This window comes from Tellurirhabdus bombi, assembly GCF_021484805.1.
Lineage (GTDB): Bacteria > Bacteroidota > Bacteroidia > Cytophagales > Spirosomataceae > Tellurirhabdus > Tellurirhabdus bombi.
Genome location: NZ_CP090557.1, coordinates 3,660,239 through 3,679,357, shown reverse-complemented (window position 1 = coordinate 3,679,357; position 19,119 = coordinate 3,660,239). Strand labels below are relative to the sequence as shown.

At 50.4% G+C, this 19,119-nt stretch carries 13 protein-coding genes; 10 read left to right on the top strand and 3 right to left on the bottom strand.

Going from position 1 to position 19,119, the window contains the following annotated elements:
* Positions 1–7 precede the first annotated feature (7 nt).
* The 9 genes from L0Y31_RS15650 to trxA all read left to right on the top strand — a co-directional run bounded on the left by L0Y31_RS15650 (position 8) and on the right by trxA (position 13,410).
* A complete protein-coding gene (locus L0Y31_RS15650; RefSeq protein ID WP_234734018.1) occupies positions 8–1,705 on the top strand; it encodes a M28 family metallopeptidase in 1,698 nt (565 codons plus the stop codon).
* 40 nt (positions 1,706–1,745) lie between these two features.
* Complete coding sequence (locus L0Y31_RS15645; protein ID WP_234734017.1) at positions 1,746–5,519, top strand: hydantoinase B/oxoprolinase family protein; 3,774 nt, start codon at positions 1,746–1,748, stop codon at positions 5,517–5,519.
* A gap of 128 nt (positions 5,520–5,647) precedes the next feature.
* On the top strand, positions 5,648–6,937 hold the full coding sequence (locus L0Y31_RS15640) for an NRAMP family divalent metal transporter (protein WP_234734016.1): 1,290 nt from the start codon (positions 5,648–5,650) through the stop codon (positions 6,935–6,937).
* Between the two features lie 56 nt (positions 6,938–6,993).
* Positions 6,994–7,806: a hypothetical protein gene (locus L0Y31_RS15635; RefSeq protein ID WP_234734015.1), complete on the top strand. Its 813-nt coding sequence runs from the start codon at positions 6,994–6,996 to the stop codon at positions 7,804–7,806.
* 46 nt (positions 7,807–7,852) lie between these two features.
* Positions 7,853–8,611 carry a hypothetical protein gene (locus tag L0Y31_RS15630; RefSeq protein WP_234734014.1) on the top strand — a complete coding sequence of 253 codons (759 nt, stop codon included), beginning with the start codon at positions 7,853–7,855 and terminating at the stop codon, positions 8,609–8,611.
* Positions 8,612–8,698: 87 nt separating this feature from the next.
* Positions 8,699–12,334, top strand: coding sequence for a DNA polymerase III subunit alpha (gene dnaE, locus L0Y31_RS15625; RefSeq protein ID WP_234734013.1), 3,636 nt, complete (start codon positions 8,699–8,701; stop codon positions 12,332–12,334).
* A gap of 12 nt (positions 12,335–12,346) precedes the next feature.
* Positions 12,347–12,658, top strand: a complete 312-nt coding sequence (locus L0Y31_RS15620; protein ID WP_234734012.1) for a nucleotidyltransferase family protein — start codon at positions 12,347–12,349, stop codon at positions 12,656–12,658.
* A complete protein-coding gene (locus tag L0Y31_RS15615; protein WP_234734011.1) occupies positions 12,655–12,999 on the top strand; it encodes a HepT-like ribonuclease domain-containing protein in 345 nt (114 codons plus the stop codon). The genes L0Y31_RS15620 and L0Y31_RS15615 overlap by 4 nt, the downstream gene beginning before the upstream one ends.
* Positions 13,000–13,089: 90 nt before the next feature.
* On the top strand, positions 13,090–13,410 hold the full coding sequence (trxA, locus tag L0Y31_RS15610) for a thioredoxin (RefSeq protein WP_234734009.1): 321 nt from the start codon (positions 13,090–13,092) through the stop codon (positions 13,408–13,410).
* A gap of 74 nt (positions 13,411–13,484) precedes the next feature.
* Here the strand turns inward: trxA and L0Y31_RS15605 are convergent, their stop codons facing one another.
* From L0Y31_RS15605 to L0Y31_RS15595, 3 genes are all read right to left on the bottom strand, one after another.
* A complete protein-coding gene (locus L0Y31_RS15605; protein ID WP_234734008.1) occupies positions 13,485–15,920 on the bottom strand; it encodes a helix-turn-helix domain-containing protein in 2,436 nt (811 codons plus the stop codon).
* Between the two features lie 34 nt (positions 15,921–15,954).
* Complete coding sequence (gene map / locus L0Y31_RS15600; RefSeq protein ID WP_234734007.1) at positions 15,955–16,719, bottom strand: type I methionyl aminopeptidase; 765 nt, start codon at positions 16,717–16,719, stop codon at positions 15,955–15,957.
* A 144-nt stretch (positions 16,720–16,863) separates the two neighbouring features.
* Complete coding sequence (locus tag L0Y31_RS15595; protein ID WP_407084079.1) at positions 16,864–18,069, bottom strand: aspartate aminotransferase family protein; 1,206 nt, start codon at positions 18,067–18,069, stop codon at positions 16,864–16,866.
* Positions 18,070–18,179: 110 nt separating this feature from the next.
* On the opposite strand from L0Y31_RS15595, the gene L0Y31_RS15590 reads away from it, so the two are divergent.
* Positions 18,180–19,076 (top strand): hypothetical protein, encoded by an 897-nt coding sequence (locus tag L0Y31_RS15590; RefSeq protein ID WP_234734004.1) that lies wholly within the window; start codon positions 18,180–18,182, stop codon positions 19,074–19,076.
* Positions 19,077–19,119: the final 43 nt, after the last annotated feature.

Here is a 19,119-nt window from a genome sequence, read left to right as displayed (position 1 = left end):
GATAACTTTGAAACTAATTATCACTTCACACATCGTCACTTTCCTGTACGCCATGCGTAAACTAATTCCTTATGTAGGTCTCGCCCTGAGTGGATTCTTTTTTCTGAATGCTCATACCCCCCAAACCAACCGATTTGCGGCACCCGATAGTCTGGTCATAAACGGCAAGGCACTCACCCGGCACGTTCAGACGTTGGCTTCGGATGCGTTTGAAGGCCGCCGTCCCTTCACGGCTGGCGAGGAAAAAACCATTCAGTACTTAAAAACGGAATTTAGTAAGCTAGGCTTGCAGCCGGGCAACGGGAAAAGCTATTTTCAGGATGTTCCGATGGTCAATATCGCTTCGAAACCAGCCGGACCGATGGTGCTGAAAGGGAAGAACGGCAGCCTCTCGCTCACCTCCCTGGACGATTTTGTGGCGACAACGCCGCACGTACAGAGCCAGGTGAAAGTCGACAATTCGGAGGTGATTTTTGTCGGCTATGGCATTGTCGCCCCCGAATACGGCTGGAATGATTACGCGGGTCTGGACGTAAAAGGTAAAACCGTAGTGGTGATGGTCAACGATCCGGGCTTGGTCGATAGCACCCTGTTCAAGGGCACCAACATGACTTACTACGGACGGTGGACGTATAAGTACGAAGAGGCCGCCCGGCAGGGGGCCGCTGGCGTTTTGATCGTCCACGAATCGCGGGCGGCGAGCTACGGCTGGGCCGTGGTGCGGGGAAGCTTCGCCAAATCCAAACTCTACCTACAGACTGCCGATAACAACCAGTCACGCGCCAAAGTAGAAGGGTGGCTAACGCAGGATTCCGCCAAAAAACTGTTTCAATTGGCGGGCGTTTCACCCGAGCTGTTTCGCGAGGCGGGTAAAAAAGGGTTTAAACCCGTAAAACTGGGAATAACGGCTTCACTGACTATCAATACAGAAACTAAAAAATCGGTATCTCATAACGTAATGGCATTACTCCCCGGCACCGACCGTAAAAATGAGTACGTCATCTACACGGCTCACTGGGACCATCTGGGCAAGGGCGAACCCGTAAAAGGCGACTCTATTTTCAACGGAGCCGTAGACAACGCCACCGGAACGGCCTCGCTGCTGGAACTGGCCGAGGCGTTTACGAAAGGAAAGAAACCGTCCCGCTCGCTGGTGTTTCTAGCCGTGACGGCGGAAGAGCAAGGCTTGCTGGGATCGGAATATTACGCGACCCATCCCGTTTTTCCGCTGACCAAAACCGTGGCAACCATCAACATCGACGCCCTCCATCCGCTGGGCCGGACAAAAGACGTGGTGATTGTGGGTAAGGGCCAGTCGGAACTGGACGAATACATTGAAGCCGTGGCCAAAAAACAGGGGCGTTACACCCGGGCCGAACTGAACCCATCGGGTGGGTCTTATTACCGTTCCGATCATTTCAATTTTGCCAAAGTCGGCGTGCCTTCGCTGTATATTTCAACGGGGATCGACTCGCGTGAGCACGGCGAAAAATGGGGGAAATCGCAGTTGGAAGCCTATAATCTGAATCACTACCACGCGCCATCGGACGAATATTCTGCCTCCTGGGATTTGTCGGGCGTTATCGAAGACCTGAACCTTTTGTTTGCCGTGGGCAATCGGCTGAGCAACGAAACCAGCTACCCCAACTGGAAAACCGGTTCTGAATTTAAGGCCATTCGGGAAAAGAGTTTAGGGCGTAAATAACAGAATACTGAAAACAGACTTGTTTTGTCCGACTAAAAGCATGTGGCAAATCTGGATTGACACGGGCGGTACGTTTACCGACGGCATGGCGAAGGACCCTGCCGGACACCTTTACCGAACCAAAGTTTTAAGCAGTAGTTTTTTGCGGGGCCGTCTGACGGACGATTTTCGGGTAATAGCTCCCTGGCTAACGGCTCCCATTTTCGACGGGTATGGGCTTCGCATTGTCGAGACGGGCGAAACAGCAACGGTGGTGTCACTATCGAAAGAAGGGACTTTAATGTTAGACCGTACCTTAGAATCCCCTTTGCCGGTCACGATTGAACTCTCAACCGGCGAAGAGGCTCCCGTGCTGGCCACCCGATTGCTAACGCAGACGCCTCTGCACCAAGCTTTTCCGCCTCTGGAATTGCGGCTGGGAACAACGCGGGGAACAAACGCCCTGCTGGAACGCAAAGGCGCCCGTGTGGCGCTGCTGGTGACGAAAGGATTCAAGGATCTACTGACCATTGGCACGCAACAACGCCCCAATCTGTTTCAACTGGCTATTCCGGCGGCAGAGGTGCTGTATGATGAAGTGCTGGAAGTGGAGGAGCGAATCGGAGCGAAAGGCGAGGTGCTGACCGTCCTGACGCCCGAAACGATGGACAAGCTAAAGCAGCGTTTGCTGGAATCCGAGCCCCATGCGGTGGCGATTTCGCTAATGAATGCGTACAAAAATCCGACCCACGAAAAGGCATTGAGCCAAACCTTGCGGGAAGCGGGTTTGGTGGTATCGACCGGTTCGGAACTCTCGCCGTTGCCGCATTACCTGCCCCGCACGCAAACCACGGTGATTGATGCCTACCTAACGCCAGTGCTGAGGGCTTACCTCAGCAATCTGATTGATCAATTAGGGACTGACGCGACAGTGCGGGTCATGACTAGTGCCGGTGGTCTAGTGAAAGCCGATTTATTTCGCCCGAAAGATAGCCTGCTGAGTGGACCGGCGGGGGGCGTTATTGGCTCCGCGGCGGTAGCCGAGGGGGTTGGTAAAAGCGTTGCGGATGGCGCTGAACCTGCGCTTCCCGGGCGCATTCTGACGCTGGACATGGGCGGCACCAGTACCGATTCGGCCCGGTACGATGGGCAGGTCGATTACCGATTTACAACTAAAATAGGTCCGTTCGAATTGCAGTTACCTTCGTTGTCCATCGAGACGGTGGCGGCGGGTGGCGGCTCGGTTTGCTGGTTCGATGGGGTGCAGTTGCGCGTTGGTCCGCAGAGTGCTGGGGCTTCGCCTGGTCCCGCCTGCTACGGGGCCAATGGCCCATTAACCATCACGGATGTGAATTTACTCCTAGGCAAATTGCACGCCGCGCAGTTTAACATCCCCGTATTTCCCGAAAAAGCGCAAGTGGCTTTGGAAAAGATTGTAAATCAGATCGAAGCGGCTACGCAGACCTCGCCAGATATAGCACAGTTACTCCGTGGTTTCGAGCGAATTGCCGACGAAGCGATGGCGGGAGCCATTCGTAAAATTTCGGTAGCTAGGGGTTTTGATCCGAAAGATTATTCCCTGCTGGTTTTTGGCGGTGCCGGTGGGCTGCACGGTTGCTCCGTTGCGCAATTATTGGGAATATCGAGCTTGATTTTTCCGTTTGATGGGGGCTTGTTGAGCGCCTATGGCATTGGGCACGCCCGGCTGGAACGGATGGCAACCCGCACGGTTTTGCAGCCCCTAACGGCTTTTGAACCGTTGGCTCAGGAGACGTTACAGGAACTTATCGATCAGGCAACGGACGAATTGAGGCAGGAAGCAGGGGCGGAACCCCAAACCGAGGCAACTGCTTTGCTCCTTTATCTGCGTTTGCAGGGGCAGGAATCGAGTGTGGAGGTGCCTTTTAGTCAACAACTGGAAGCTGATTTTTGGGTTCGTTACCAACAATTATACGGCCATTACCCCGCCGATCGTGCCATTGAGGTGGAAAGCGTACGGGTAGTAGTCAGTACAACTGCTTCGGAAGCTAAGCCGGAAAATAACCGATCCACTGCGCGACAAGTTGAGCCCCATTTTCAGGAAGGAAACTATCCGGTGTATGACTGGACGCGATTGCAGGAAGGCGATACGTTCGCTGGCCCAGCCTTGCTGTTGAATAATACGTCTTCGGTATTCCTGGAACCTCATTGGAGCCTGACAATCGGTCGCGACCGAAATGCGCTGGCTCATTATGAATCGTCTGGCCAAACTGTCAAAGAAACGGCACCGACCATAGATTCAGAAGTTGTCCAGACAGAACTGTTCACCCGCCGTTTTGCGGCGATTGCCGAAGAGATGGGCGCGCAATTGCAGCGAACGGCCTTTTCAGTGAACGTGAAAGAGCGCCTTGATTTCTCGTGCGCTTTGCTGGATGCAGATGCCGAATTGCTGGTCAATGCGCCGCACATCCCGGTGCACCTGGGAAGTTTAGGCGTCTGTGCGAGGCTGGTGTTGGAAAAATTACCGCTCCGTCCCGGCGATGTCATTATTACCAATCATCCCAAATACGGCGGTTCGCACCTGCCCGATGTGACGTTGTTGAGCGGTGTTTTTACCGATCAGGACGAACTGATTGGCTACGTTATCAACCGGGCGCACCATGCTGAAATTGGTGGAAAGGTACCGGGCTCCATGCCGCCCGATGCGCGTCGGCTGGTGGAAGAAGGTGTCGTCTTGGAGCCGCAGTATGTGGTTAAGGAAGGTGTCTTTTTGTGGGAGAATCTAGAAAAGCGCTTTACGGAAGCGCCGTATCCAAGTCGGGCGCTGGCGGAAAATCGGGCTGATATAGAAGCCGCTCTGGCATCGCTTCGGGCAGGCGAAATGGCCTTGCAGAATTTGGTGAAACAACACGGTTTGGGGAATGTCCGGCATTTTATGCAACGCATCAAGCAGACGGCTATGCAGGCGTTGCAAAGCGTGCTAAAGCCGCTGGAAGGCCAACAGTTCTCGGCAGAAGAAGCCCTGGACGATGGACATTTGATTCGCGTTCAGATCAGGATTGAAGCGCAGCGCATTCGGGTGGACTTCAGTGGCACGTCGCCCACGCATCCCCACAACCTGAACGCCAATCAAGCCATATTAAACAGTGCCCTGCTTTATGTGCTGCGACTGTGGTGCGGATTAAGTTTAGATGAGCGCAATGCCGAAATCCCTCTGAATGAAGGATTACTGACACCAGTTGACTTGATTTTGCCGCCTTCGTCGTTCCTGAATCCTCTTTTTTCGGATGATCCGATGGAATGCCCGGCGGTGGTGGGCGGCAATACGGAGGTAAGCCAGCGGCTGGTCGATACGCTGCTCAAGGCGTTGGGACTGGCGGCCTGTAGCCAGGGAACAATGAATAATTTCCTGTTTGGAAACAGCCGATTCGGGTATTACGAAACCATTGGCGGCGGAACCGGCGCGGTAGAGGGGGCCGTCGGGCGGTCGGCGGTGCACCAGCACATGACCAATACCAAAATGACCGATCCCGAAGAGTTTGAGCGGCGGTATCCGGTTCGTTTGCACCGATTTGCCATCCGCGAAAATTCTGGCGGCAACGGCCAGTGGCGTGGGGGCGATGGTATTGTGCGGGAGGTTGAATTTCTGGAACCCGTGCAGGTTACGTTGCTGAGTCAGCATCGGTCTATCGCGCCGTATGGCCTGAATGGGGGCGGGGCGGGCCTGATCGGTCAGCAAACGCTAATTCACGTCGATGGGCAGGAAGAACGCTTAGCCGGTATTTTTACCCGACCGTTACAAGCGGGAGAGCGGATAAAAATCGAAACACCCGGTGGTGGTGGTTTCGGGCAATAAAGTCGCTTTTCTGAGAGTGATTTTAGAAAAGAAGTAGAAAAAAAGAGATAGAAAGGCGGTTCGGTTTAGTTGTTGAAAATTATGCGTTATTATTACGGGACTCCTAACTTCATCGAACCGTAACGACTGTGCCTAAATCGATTACTCTACGTTCTGGCCTAAGTAGTGTCTTATTCTGGTCCATTATATCAGCGGCGTTTATTGGCCCTGGTTCCGTAACCACCTGCGCCATTGCGGGCTCCAAATACGGCCTGGATTTGCTCTGGTCCCTAACCTTTGCTACGCTCGGCACCATCTGGTTGCAGGAACCGGCCGCACGCATCACCATTGCTTCGGGCTTGCACCTGGGCGAGGTCATTACCCGCATGTTTGCCACTCGCAGCCGCCTGGTGTTACCGATTTTGTTTGGAGCGGTGACATTGGGTTGTGCGGCCTACCAGGCCGGTAACATTCTGGGAGCCGTAGCCGGACTTTCCTTACTCACTGGCTGGTCGACCACCTGGCTAACGGTAGCGGTGGGGCTGGCCTGCGTCGCCTTACTCTGGGGCGGAACGACTTCACAGCTAGCTAATTTCTTGGGAATTATTGTATTGGCGATGGGCGTAGCTTTCGTGTACGTGGCCGTGGATGCGCCCGTATCACCCGTGGACGTAAGCGTGGCACTGGTAAAACCGCTCTTTCCTGTCGGTTCGCTCGTACTAATTAATGGGTTAATTGGAACAACCATTGTCCCGTACAATCTTTTCCTGGGTTCGGGAATTGGGCAAGGCCAGTCGTTGACGGAAATGCGGCTGGGCATTTGGCTGGCCGTCATCATTGGGGGAATTATCTCCGTGGCGTTATTACTCTCGGGCCTATTGATTGTCGGGGATTTCAGTTACGAAAAAATGGCTGCCGTGCTGAGTGGTCGCGTGGGCCCTTGGGGAAAAGGGCTTTTTGCGTTTGGTCTTTTTGCCGCCGGATTTGCCTCGTCCCTAACGGCACCACTGGCGGCCTCGGTAACGGCCCGCAGTTTGCTGGGCTGGAAAACTAACTCGGTGGCTTACCGCGCCGTGTGGTTGTCTGTTCTGGCCACCGGCATGTTGTTTGGATTAGCTGAGGCTGAGCCAATTCCGGTTATTGTTGCGGTGCAGGCCATCAACGGAGTCTTGCTTCCGTTCGTCACGGTATTTTTGTTTTTGGCGGTAAATAATCGCAGCTTGCTTCCCGAAAAGTATTGCAATAGCGTTTTGCAGAATCTAGCCATGATCTCGATCATTGGAGCTACCACTTTTCTAGGTTTGCGCAATGTAATGCTGGTGCTGCTTACAACGGTTTCGGGCCAAAAAGGATCAATCTATTGGGAGGTTTACGTGCCGATGATTGTTACTTTACTTATTGTAGGCTGGCTGGTAGCGCGCCTTGTTCGGGTACGCTAAGGCGCTGTTATATACGGGTTAACCCAAGTAATTAACCATGACAAATGCGAACAACTATGAAACTGTTTACTTCTCTTCGTGATGCGTCAAAAAAAGTAGCTCTGATGGCGGTTGGGCTGGGACTGCTGGCTAGCTGTGCTCCGAGAGTCTACCAAGTCAAACCGGTTTCGGGGGATGTAGCTTGGATAGAAGGCCGTCCGGTAACAAAAGACGAGAAAAGCGGAATTACCGTGGTTGCTTCGTATGAGCGTTTGGACATGCAGTACGTTGCGCTGGATATCGAAATTAAGAATAATACCGATCGTGCTTTAGAAATCAATCCGGCTGATTTTCAATACGCCGCTTTAGATAAGGCAAAAGATACATTACGAAATCAGTATAATGGCTATGTCGTTTATGCGGCCGCCGATCCGACCAAGGAGGCCGACCGCGTAGCTGCGAACCAGATTCGGGAAGAAAAAAGAATAAAGCGAGCCAAAGTGATTAATACCGTGCTGATGGTGGCGGCTATCGCGAGTGACGTGGCTTCGTCCAGCTCTGGCCAGACTCGTAAATCGGCGGAGCGGTGGGTAAACAATCGGGTGACGCATAACAACATCTACACGGCGATTCAGGCCAAGCGCATGATTGACCACGGTACTTTTGCCGACCGAATGGAGCGCTACGATTACGAAAGATACCGCTGGAAAGAGCTGGCGCTCAAGCGGACAACCGTTCCCGCAGGGGAGTCGGCGCGGGGACTCGTTTATCTGCCCCTGAAGAAGGAAGCGGCCTATTTACAGGTTAGTTATCCGGTGCTGGAGAGCGATCCCGTCGAAGTAGTGTTCCAGCAGGACTGGGTAAAACGGGAGCGTAAGCGCAGGCAATGAATTTACTTAAAGAGTTGAATAGCTTTTTAATCGTTTAGAGCGTAAAATGCAGACTCCCGCTTCAAAACCTGTTGATTCCCAGACGCTCAATCAGCGCCTTCGTGCCTTGTATTCTAGCCAACTTCCAGAAATTCAGCGGTTAATAACGAATAATAGTCCAACGATTGAGCATATTCATGGACCGTTCATGATGCATGTGTATCCTGAGTATGTTCAAGCGCCAAAAAAACTGCTGTTCGTGGGAATGGAAACGTATGGATGGGCACCGTTCCGGACTGATGAGGCGGCAGAAGAAACGTACAGGCGTTTGACGGAAGCGTATACAAACTTTACCGAACAGGAACACGCGCAGTACGCTGGGCGCAAGTCACCCTACTGGCGATTCATGGAAATGTTGAGCCAAGCATATGGCGTCGAGAATTTTCTAAAGGCAACGCTTCGCACCAATTTGTCAAAAATCGATGTGAATAAAGGTCGCCCAAGCGGTAAGTTATACGATAATACGATGCAAGCGTTCCTAGCGCTTCTTTGTCAGGAAATAGAGGTCATACAACCAGACATGGTCATTATTTTAACTACTGATCCAAACTACTGCTGGCATTTGAACGAGCAATTTGGTTTCTGGAAAGATGGAAATGGTCGGCGGAGCGAAATCATAGCCAAACGTTTATTCCGGTTGGAGAGTCCAAAATTGCCCGTCCCAACCTACCAAATGTGCCACCCCAATCGGCTGCGCTTCTTACGGGGTGGCTTTAAAAATAATGCCGACGAGATTATTCAGGAGATCGTTCTGGAGATGAGCTAGTTGCTTTTTTAATGCTTTTTTTAGCTTGGTTCTCGCCTTATCTGCCTATTTTTACAAAGGAACTCTCCTAGAAATTTAGTGTAGATAATGCAATTCTCTCACCTCCACTGCCACACCCAATATTCGCTGCTCGATGGTCAGGCTGAAATTAAGAAGCTGATTAAGAAAGCGAAATCTGATAATATGCCCGCCGTTGCCATCACGGATCATGGCAATATGTTCGGCGTTTTTGAGTTTGTATCCGAAGCGGCCAAGCAGGGAATCAAACCCATTGTGGGCTGTGAGTTTTACGTCGTTGAGGACCATCATAAGAAACAATTCACCAAAGAACAAAAAGACGTTCGCTATCACCAGTTGCTGTTGGCGAAGAACGCGACAGGGTATAAAAACCTGTCGAAGCTTTGCTCGCTGGGCTACATGGAAGGCCTGTATGGCAAGTATCCCCGTATTACTAAAGCACTGATTGAGAAATATAAGGAAGGACTCATTGCGACAACCTGTTGCATTGGGGCCATTGTTCCGAAAACGATCCTTAAAAAAGGCGAAGAAGCGGGTGAGCAGGAACTGAAATGGTGGGTAGATCGCTTCGGGGAGGATTATTACGTGGAACTGCAACGCCACGAGATTCCCGACCAGATTAAGGTCAATCAGTCGCTGGTGAAGCTGGCGCGCAAGCACAACCTGAAAATCATTGCGTCCAACGATTCGCACTACGTAGACCGCGACGACTGGGTGGCGCACGACATTCTGCTTTGTGTGAACACGGGCGAGAAAATGAGTACGCCTTCCGCGAAGGAATTCAACGATGATGAAGGGTTTCCGAAAGGCACGCGGTTTGCGTTCTTCAACGACCAGTTTTACTTCAAGAATACGCAGGAAATGTCAACGCTGTTCAAGGATTTGCCGGAAGCGATTGACAACACCAATGATATTGTCGGCAAGGTTGAAACGCTTAAATTAAAGCGCGATATTCTGTTGCCTAACTTCCCGATTCCCAAAGAGTTTCAGCTTCACGATGACGATGTACTGAACCAATGGGAATACCTGAAACACCTAACCTACACAGGAGCCAAGGAACGGTACGGCGAGATTGAATCGCACGTACAGGAACGACTTGACTTTGAGCTGTTTACCATCAAAACGATGGGTTTTGCGGGGTACTTCCTGATCGTCTCAGACTTCATCAAGGCCGGGCGTGACCTGGGCGTTATGATTGGGCCGGGGCGGGGCTCGGCGGCAGGTTCGGCGGTGGCCTACTGCATCGGAATTACCAACATTGACCCCATTAAATACAACCTGCTGTTTGAGCGTTTTCTGAATCCCGACCGGAAGTCAATGCCCGATATTGATACGGATTTTGACGACGAAGGGCGGCAGAAAGTGATCGATTATGTCGTACAGAAATACGGTCGGAACCAGGTCGCGCAGATCGTGACGTACGGTACCATGGCCGCTAAATCAGCCATTAAGGACGTTGCCCGGGTAATGGAATTACCCCTGGCTGACTCCAACGCGCTGGCTAAACTGGTGCCCGACAAGCCGACCTACAACATGACGCTTCGGAAAATTTTCGAAGATCCAATCGATACGCTGGGGCAGATGATTCAGCCGGAAGAGGTCGATAACGTCAGGAAAATGCGGTTGCTGGAGAGCGGCGATGACCGGACGGTTCGAGAAATGAAATTCATGGCCGATTCGGCCAAGATTTCCCACGTCCTCAAGCAGGCCCGAAAACTAGAAGGAACGGTCCGTAATACGGGTATTCACGCCGCCGGGATCATCATTGCCCCGGACGATTTGTCTACTATTTTACCCGTCTCGACCTCCAAAGAATCGGAACTGCTGATTACGCAGTACGAAGGGAAAATCATTGAAGACGCGGGCGTAATCAAGATGGACTTTCTGGGGTTGCGCAACCTAACGATCATTAAGGAATGCCTTCGGCTAATTAAGCAAAACCACGGCGGGCTGTTGATTGATGGCGTGGAAACAGAGATTGACGACATTCCGCTAGACGATCCAAAAACGTACGAATTATTCCAACGGGGCGAAACAAACGCGATCTTCCAGTTTGAATCCGACGGGATGAAAAAGTACATGAAGGACCTCAAACCCGACCGTTTTGAGGACCTCATTGCCATGAACGCCCTGTACCGTCCCGGCCCGATTGCCTATATCCCGACGTTCATCAACCGAAAGCACGGGCGCGAGGAAGTGAAATACGATTTGCCCGAAATGGAAGAGTACCTGGGTGATACGTACGGGATTAACGTATACCAGGAACAAATCATGCTCTTGTCGCAGAAACTGGGCGGCTTTACCAAGGGCGATGCCGACGTGTTGCGGAAAGCCATGGGGAAAAAAGACCGGGCCACGCTGGACAAGATGAAGGGCAAGTTCATGGAAGGTTGCGGCAAAAACGGACTTAGCCTGAAAACCTGCGAAAAAGTCTGGACGGACTGGGAAGCGTTTGCTTCGTATGCCTTCAACAAATCGCACTCGACCTGCTACGCTTTTGTGGCCTACCAGACGGCCTACCTGAAGTCGCACTACAAGTCGGAGTACATGGCCGCCGTCTTGACGAGCTGCTTGGGAAACATCGAGAAGATTACGTTCTTTTTGGAAGAGAGCAAAGCCATTGGTATTCCGGTACTTGGCCCGGATGTAAATGAGTCGGAGCGCTTTTTCGGGGTTAATCAGAAAGGCGAAATTCGGTTTGGACTGGGTGGAATTAAAGGAACCGGCGACGCGGCGGTTGAATCGATTATTGAAGAGCGCAAAAAAGGCGGGCAGTTTAAGGATCTTTTCGATTTCATGATCCGAATTAACCTGCGGACTGTCAATAAGAAAACGCTCGAATCGCTGGCCTACGCGGGGGCGTTCGACAACATCAGCGAGTACCACCGGGCGCAGTTTTTCGATGTGCCACCGGGTGAGCAGGGAACCTTTATCGAACGACTAATCAAATTCGCCAATAACTACCACGCGGAAAAGTCCGCCGCTCAGCAGTCGTTGTTTGGGGCGATGAATGGCGGTGAGCCGACCATCCCGCGTCCGAAAGCGCCGAATGTGCAAACCTGGAGCGAAATCGATAAGCTGAAGTTTGAGAAAGACGTGGTTGGTTTTTACATCACGGGTCACCCGCTCGATGAATTCCGCCTCGAACTCGAAAGCTTCTGCACGTGCACGCTTGAGAAAGTGCTCGACGATGCCAACAAAGGCCGCGAAATTTCGGTGGGCGGGATTGTTACGAGTTCACAAATTCGGCAGTCGCGAAATGGAAATCCATTCATTATCTTCAAAATGGAAGATTACAACGGCTCGATGGAAATGAGTTTATTTGGCGAAGATTACGTTCGGCTGGGAAACTACATTGAAATTGGCCATTTCCTGCACATCAAAGGCAAAGTTCAGAACCGCTGGAATTCCGACCAATACGAATTTCGTCCGTCGGCCATGCAGCTTTTGACCGAAGTCCGGCAAAAATACAGCAAGGAATTATGCGTCAGACTAGACCTGCAAATCGTAAATGATGAGTTTGTGACCAAAATCGCAGATTTGGTAAAAGCCTATCCGGGAAGCTGCAACCTGTTGTTGTCCATTCGCGACCGGGAGGAGCCGGTCGAGGTGAGTTTGATGTCGCGTCCGTTTAAAGTGGCTCCCGTCAATGAGTTATTGCGGGCGCTGGAAGCAATTGATGGCGTCAGTTGCCGGTTGAATTAAATAATTAGCTATATGCTTAACACGCTTTTGCAGGAAAATATAGATACTATTCGGACAATAGCTCAACGGCACAAAGTGAGCAGGCTATATGCATTTGGTTCCGTTTGTACCGAGCATTTTTCTGAGGATAGTGATGTAGATTTTCTGCTTAGTTTTGATCGGAGTCGTATTCCTTTAGAAGAATATGCAGACAACTACTTTAATTTGGCTGAAGAGCTAGAAACCTTGTTAGGGAAACCCGTTGAACTGGTTGAGGAAAGTACCTTACAGAACCCCTACTTTATCCAATCGGTCAATCGGACAAAAACGCCAATTCTTGAATGAGTGAAGAATTGAAAAAATATCTATTAGACGTACTGATAGCTGTCCAATCAATAGAAGAATATCTAGCGGGTCAACATTCATTTTCTGTTTATCAAAACAATAAAATGCTGCGACGTGCTGTAGAACGGGAACTTGAGATTATCGGTGAAGCAATAAATAGAGCCTTGAAAGTTCAGGCTGATTTACCAATTGCCCATGCGCGCCGGATTGTAGATACCCGAAATCGGATTATACATGCCTATGACGCGGTTAATGACACAGTAATCTGGTCGATATTAATTAGGCATTTACCCTTACTTAAGAAGGAAATAGAAAATATACTTAATAAAACCACTTCCTAATAAGAATAAAAAAGTGAAACTTTTTCGGGTTTGAAAGCATTGTACCGGTATAATGAATTGAGTTATATACCGAACATTTTTTTTACGAACATGGGAAAAGCGATTGAAATAACCGACGCTAACTTTGCAGAAATTATAAATTCTGATAAACCAGTATTGGTGGATTTTTGGGCAGAGTGGTGCGGACCTTGTAAAATGATTGGGCCAGTTGTTGAGCAGTTGGCAGGTGAATACGAAGGCCGGGCCGTTGTTGCGAAAATGGATGTGGATATGAATGCCCAAGTGCCCGCGCAATTTGGTATCCGTAGCATTCCAACCCTGATGGTTTTCAAAAATGGCCAGCTGGTTGACAAAGTAATCGGTGCTGTACCAAAAACGGTATTGGAGCAGAAGTTAGTTGCACAACTGTAATTTAACAGAGCGCATTTTAGATAAAGCAAAAGCCGGACAACTTGTCCGGCTTTTGTATTTCTGGGATAAGACTTTTATTGATCAGAATCCGTACGAATAGCATTGAAAACCAGGCGAATATCTCCGTAAGAAACGTCTTCGCCAAGGGCCATTTTGACGGCAGTCATGGAGGTCGGCTGGTATTCGTCCAAGTAGGTACGAATTAGCGTTATTTTTTCGGCAGGCAGTGCCTCTTCAATGGCTAATTCGCCCGAGCTAACGGCATGAGCCAGGTGGTTTTCGATGGTACTGAGTGCCATATTCCGCTCCGTGGCAATTTCTGACGGCGTTTTACCCTGCCGAAGCAACGCCAAACTGATCGCGGAGGAAGGAATTTTAGGCTCTTTCTTTTTGGGCGTCACCACACGTTCTTTCGAAATGCGTTGACTATCGCAATACGTTCGGATAATGGCCAGCACTTCATTGCCAATCTGTTTAACCTTGGTTTTTCCAAAACCTTTTACCGTCAGCAACTCTTCAGAAGTGGTAGGCAGTATGCGCACGAGCTCAAGAAGCGTTTTTCGGGGTAAAACCATGTAACCGGAAACGTCATTTTCACCCGCCAGATCGTCCCGCCATTTAGCCAGGGCTTTGTATAACGTTTTGTGAGTCGAGCCCGTATCATCGAAGGAATCTGTCTCTTTGCCAACCTTAGCCGTCTGAAAATCAAGCTCGGCCCGGTTGCGGGCTTTCAGATAGGCCAGTGCCTCAAAGCCTTCTTTACTGCATTCAAAGCAACGCAGTTTGCTGAATAATTCTTTCTCAAAATCAACAATTGCTTCGGTTAAAATACTGCGAACCTGTTTGTTATCACAATCGGTTGGGCAGTTCTGAAGCGCTGGAAGTAACTCATTTTGAAGCAGCATCTGGAAATACGCTCCCGCTTTACGCACCCGTTCCTGCAAGATTTGATTCTCTTCGGGTAAGCTGTCATCGGCAAAATAAGCTGGCAATTGCTGCAAAAAACGGTAGGTCATTTTGCTGGCTTTCTCCCGCAAAAGCTCCTGGAGCTGCTCAAGCGCAGGGTTTAGGCCGTCATCCAGACTACCACTGTTTTCCCGCGCCACGCGCCCGCATTTGGCAATCAGGTAATCGGCCCGCTCAAAACTGAATAATTCCTGAAGCAAGGCTTCCTGGTTGGTGCGGCGGGAATCGTGCAATTCCTGCGCGGTGGGAATTTGCTGCTGAACCTGCTCGTGGAAATTTTCCAGCCGCAGCTCCGTTTTTATGCTATGCGAAGGAATCGGCGCACGCAGTACAATGCCTTCCAGGCTCTTACAGCGGCTCAAGGCTACATAAACCTGTCCGTGAGCAAACGCCGCCGAAGCGTCAATGATGGCCTTTTCAAACGTCAAGCCTTGGCTTTTGTGAATGGTAATGGCCCAGGCGAGCCGCAAAGGATATTGCAGAAAACGTCCAATGGGTTCACTCTTAATCTCTTTGGTTTCCGGGTCCAGACTATACCGAATGTTGCTCCATTCCGCTGGGCTTACGGCAATCTCATCTCGCTCGTTGGTGCCTTTTACGTAAATAAAATCGTTGTCAACGGCGGTAATACGGCCAATCTTACCATTGTAGTAAAGCTTCTCGCGGGAAATATCATTTTTGATAAACATCACCTGCGCCCCCACTTTCAATTCCAGACTGGCTTCGGTGGGGTAGGCGTGGGTCGGAAATTCACCCTCAATAACGGCTTCAAATTGATGAAGACGGGTTGTAAGCGATTGAAGTTTCTGGCTGTTGATCTGCTGCGCTGCCGAATTGTGGGTAGAAAGTGTGATGTATCCTTCCGCGTCGTCGGGCGCAAATTCAGGGATATACCGCCGATTCAGCTCATCTAACTGACTTCGTGTTACGGTCTTTTCCCGTATGCCATTCAAAATATTGATAAATCGTTCGTCGGACTGGCGGTAAATATGCGTCAGTTCGATGGAAATATAAGGCGTATCTTGCAAAGCCCTACTCCCAAAAAAATAGCCTGTTTCATAATGGGGTTGCAACAAACTCCAGTCTTCATCTTTAATGACGGGCGGTAATTGCTGCATGTCGCCAATCAGCAGGAGCTGAACGCCGCCAAACGGCTCCGAGCGGTGTCGGTATCGGCGCAGCACCTCGTCGATACCATCCAACACATCCGCCCGAACCATGCTGATTTCGTCGATAATCAGCAGGTCTAGGGTGCGCAGAAGGTTGATCTTCTCTTTATTGAATTTCTTGCTCTCGCGCTGGGTAGATCCGGGCGTCAACGGTCCAAAGGGCAATTGAAAAAGGGAATGAATCGTAACCCCTCCGGCATTGATCGCGGCTACACCCGTGGGGGCCACCACTGCGAGTCGCTTGGAGGCAGTCTGTTTGATCTGGTGCAGAAAAGTGGTTTTTCCTGTTCCGGCCTTTCCCGTCAGAAAGACGTTCCGGGAAGTATGCAACACAAAATTGTAGGCAAGTTCAAGCTTTTCGTTTACGGCGGACATGAATCATTACTTAAGAAAAACAAGCAAAGAAGGTTTAATTCCAGATCTGATTGGACTCCGTCAGAACAACGGGTTTGCCGTCAGTAATCAGAATGGTATGTTCATGTTGCGCGACAAAGCTACCGTCGCCCGTAACATACGTCCATCCATCGCCTTTTTCGCGCGCGTAAGTGGCTCGGGTAGAGATAAATGTTTCAATGGCCACAACCGAGTTTTTGCGAAAACGTTTCGTATTGAAGCGGTCATAATAGCAGGGGATTTCTGAGGGTTCCTCGTGCAGGCTTCGTCCAACGCCGTGACCAACCAGATTTCGAATGACTTTATAGCCCGATTTTTTGGCTTCCATCTCGATCAACCGGCCAATGTCGGCGATCCGTACACCGCCTTTGATCTGGTTAATGGCTTTGAACAAAATCTGCTTTGACTTTTCGACCAGTGGATTGTGGTTGTTAATATCCTGCCCCAATACGAACGAACCGCCATTATCGGCCCAGAAACCGTCCAGTTCGGCGGAAACATCCACATTCACCAGATCGCCTTCCTGAAGTATCTTTTTGGCGGAAGGAATGCCGTGCGCAATTTCGTTATTGAGACTAATGCAGGTCCAACCCGGAAAACCATAAGTTAGTTTTGGTGCCGACTTCGCGCCTAAACTCTTCAGGATTTCGCCGCCAAAATCATCTAATTCTTTCGTAGACATGCCAGGTTTGGCAAATTCACGCATTTCTTTCAGCGTGGTCCCAACGGCTTCACTAATTTTTTGAATACCGGCAAGTTCAATAGCGGAGGTAATTGACATGGTGGGCGTTGTTATTGATTGGTAAAATTTGGTTTTAAGTTCGGTAAATTGGTCGGTCCAGCAATGTTTTTTCCGTTCAATTTAGCCAAATCTATTGTTTTAACGTCATTTATTGGTGGGCCAGTTCATCGGTTTCACTGAAAATCAGTTGCTTTTTGCGCTGTTTTCAATGGCATCCAGGATTGCCGCACAGGCCAACCGAATTTCATCTTCTGTGATAACCAGCGGCGGAGCAATGCGCATGGAATTATCGCAGAAAAGAAACCAGTCGGTCAAGACGCCTATTTTGTCGCTGGCAATAGCCCGGTCAATGACTGCTTTCAGGACCTCAAACGACTCAAACTCGGCGGCCAGCATCAAGCCTTTGCCGCGAATTTCCCGGATGGCGGGATGCGTTAACAGTTGCCGGAACAATTGCCCTTTTTCTTCGGCTTTCTCATAGAGTTTTTCCGCCTGGATGACCTGCAAGGTAGCCAGTGAAGCCGCGCAACTAACAGGATGGCCACCGAAAGTTGTGATGTGTCCTAAAATCGGGTTGGTCTTGAAAACGCCCATAATTTCCGGCGAACTAATAAAAGCGCCAATGGGCATCCCACCACCCATACCCTTGGCACAGAGCAGAATATCAGGCACTACGCTAAAGCTTTCAAAGGCCCAGAAAGTCCCTGTCCGGCCAAAACCAGTCTGAATTTCGTCAAAAACAAGCAGCGCACCGACTTCCGTACAGCGTTGGCGCACCGCTTGCAAGTAGGCTGGATCGGGGACGCGAACGCCCGCCTCTCCCTGGACAACTTCCATAAAAACGGCTGCTGTCTGCTCGGTGATTTGTGCGAGATGGTCCAGTTTACCGTGTTGAATGTGACGGATGCCGGGTAGTAGTGGTCGAAAGCTCTGCTTGAACCATTCGCCACCCGATAGCGAAAGGGCGCCCTGGGTGGCTCCGTGGTATGCGTTAAAGCACGAAATGATTTCCCGGCGGCCGGTATAGCGTTTGGCGAGTTTCATAGCTCCCTCAACCGCTTCGGTGCCTGAGTTGGTAAAATAGACGCTGGACAGCGTTTCGGGTAGGGTTTGGGCGAGGGCCTGCGCTAGCTGTACCTGTGGCGTTTGCACAAATTCGCCGTACACCATCAGGTGCATGTATTTTTCCAACTGCTCCTGAATGGCGGCTACCACGTTAGGATGTCGGTGACCAACGTTGCTGACCCCAATGCCAGAAATCAAATCAATATAGCGTTGACCGTTGGAGCCATGTAAATAGATGCCTTCGGCTTTTTCAATTTCCAGAGCAAGTGGAAAATCAGAGGTTTGCGCGACGTGTTGAAAAAAAAGTTGTCGGGGCGTTAAAATCGTATTCAAGTCAGTACCGGAAAATTAGAATTACAAAAATACAACGGTTAAGTAGTTGAGTGGGTTCGTGAACTTCACTATCTTTCGAATGGACTCGTAAATGGCAGCATATGAAGCAATTGTACTCCCTGATGGTGATGTGGTTGATGGTATCGGTGGCTTGGGGACAGGATGTTTACTACGAGCCCGTTCGGTCGATGATTCCCGGAACGTATAACTTTCAACTAAAAGACGGTTCGCAATTACGCGGGCAACTTCTCAAAAACGACAGCGCTACTTATTTCATTCGGACCTTTGAAGGCATCGATCGAGTAATGCCCATTCATGATATTGTGCGGGCGGATCTGATCGGAGGTACCTTTCGGAACGTACCCAGTTACCAGAACGGATTTCCTTTTCGGTTGTTGTTTATGCCCACCGCAGTGCCCCTGGAACGCCGCCGGCTCTACTACCAGAACAGTTATTTCATCATGAGCCGTTTTGACGTTGGGTTGACGAAGCATTGGAGTATGGGCGTAGGATTTCATAACCTAAATCCGAAAAGTTTTTACACGCTGGCCACCAAGCTAGGTGCGCGCATAACGCCCAAAATGCACGTCGGAGTCACGGCACAATACCTGGGAATGCAACTGACCGAGTCAATTCCTGCCCATTTCGCGCTGGTGCAAGGCATTGTAACCGTTGGAACAGCGGAGCGAAACGTAACGATTGGGGCGGGAACTACCTTTGCGGGCAGGCAATTTGGGTCGTCGGGGATCGTGACGATTGGGTTTGTCAAAAAAATCGCGCCCGACCTGACGTTTATCAATCAGAACAATATTTTGATTGGGGAACGCATCGATCCCGGTTATGTTTCCCTGACGGGCATTACGACGGCGGGGCTTCGGTTCGACCGCCGCCGCCACGCGTTTGATTTGGCGGCTTTGCTGCCGATTTACAGTCACCAGCGACTCATTCGGACGTCAGTGCTGCCCTACGGGAGCTACCAAATTCGGTTTGGAAAATGACGAAATTGAGACGTTAAAAAGCCCCGACTGGTCGGGGCTTTTT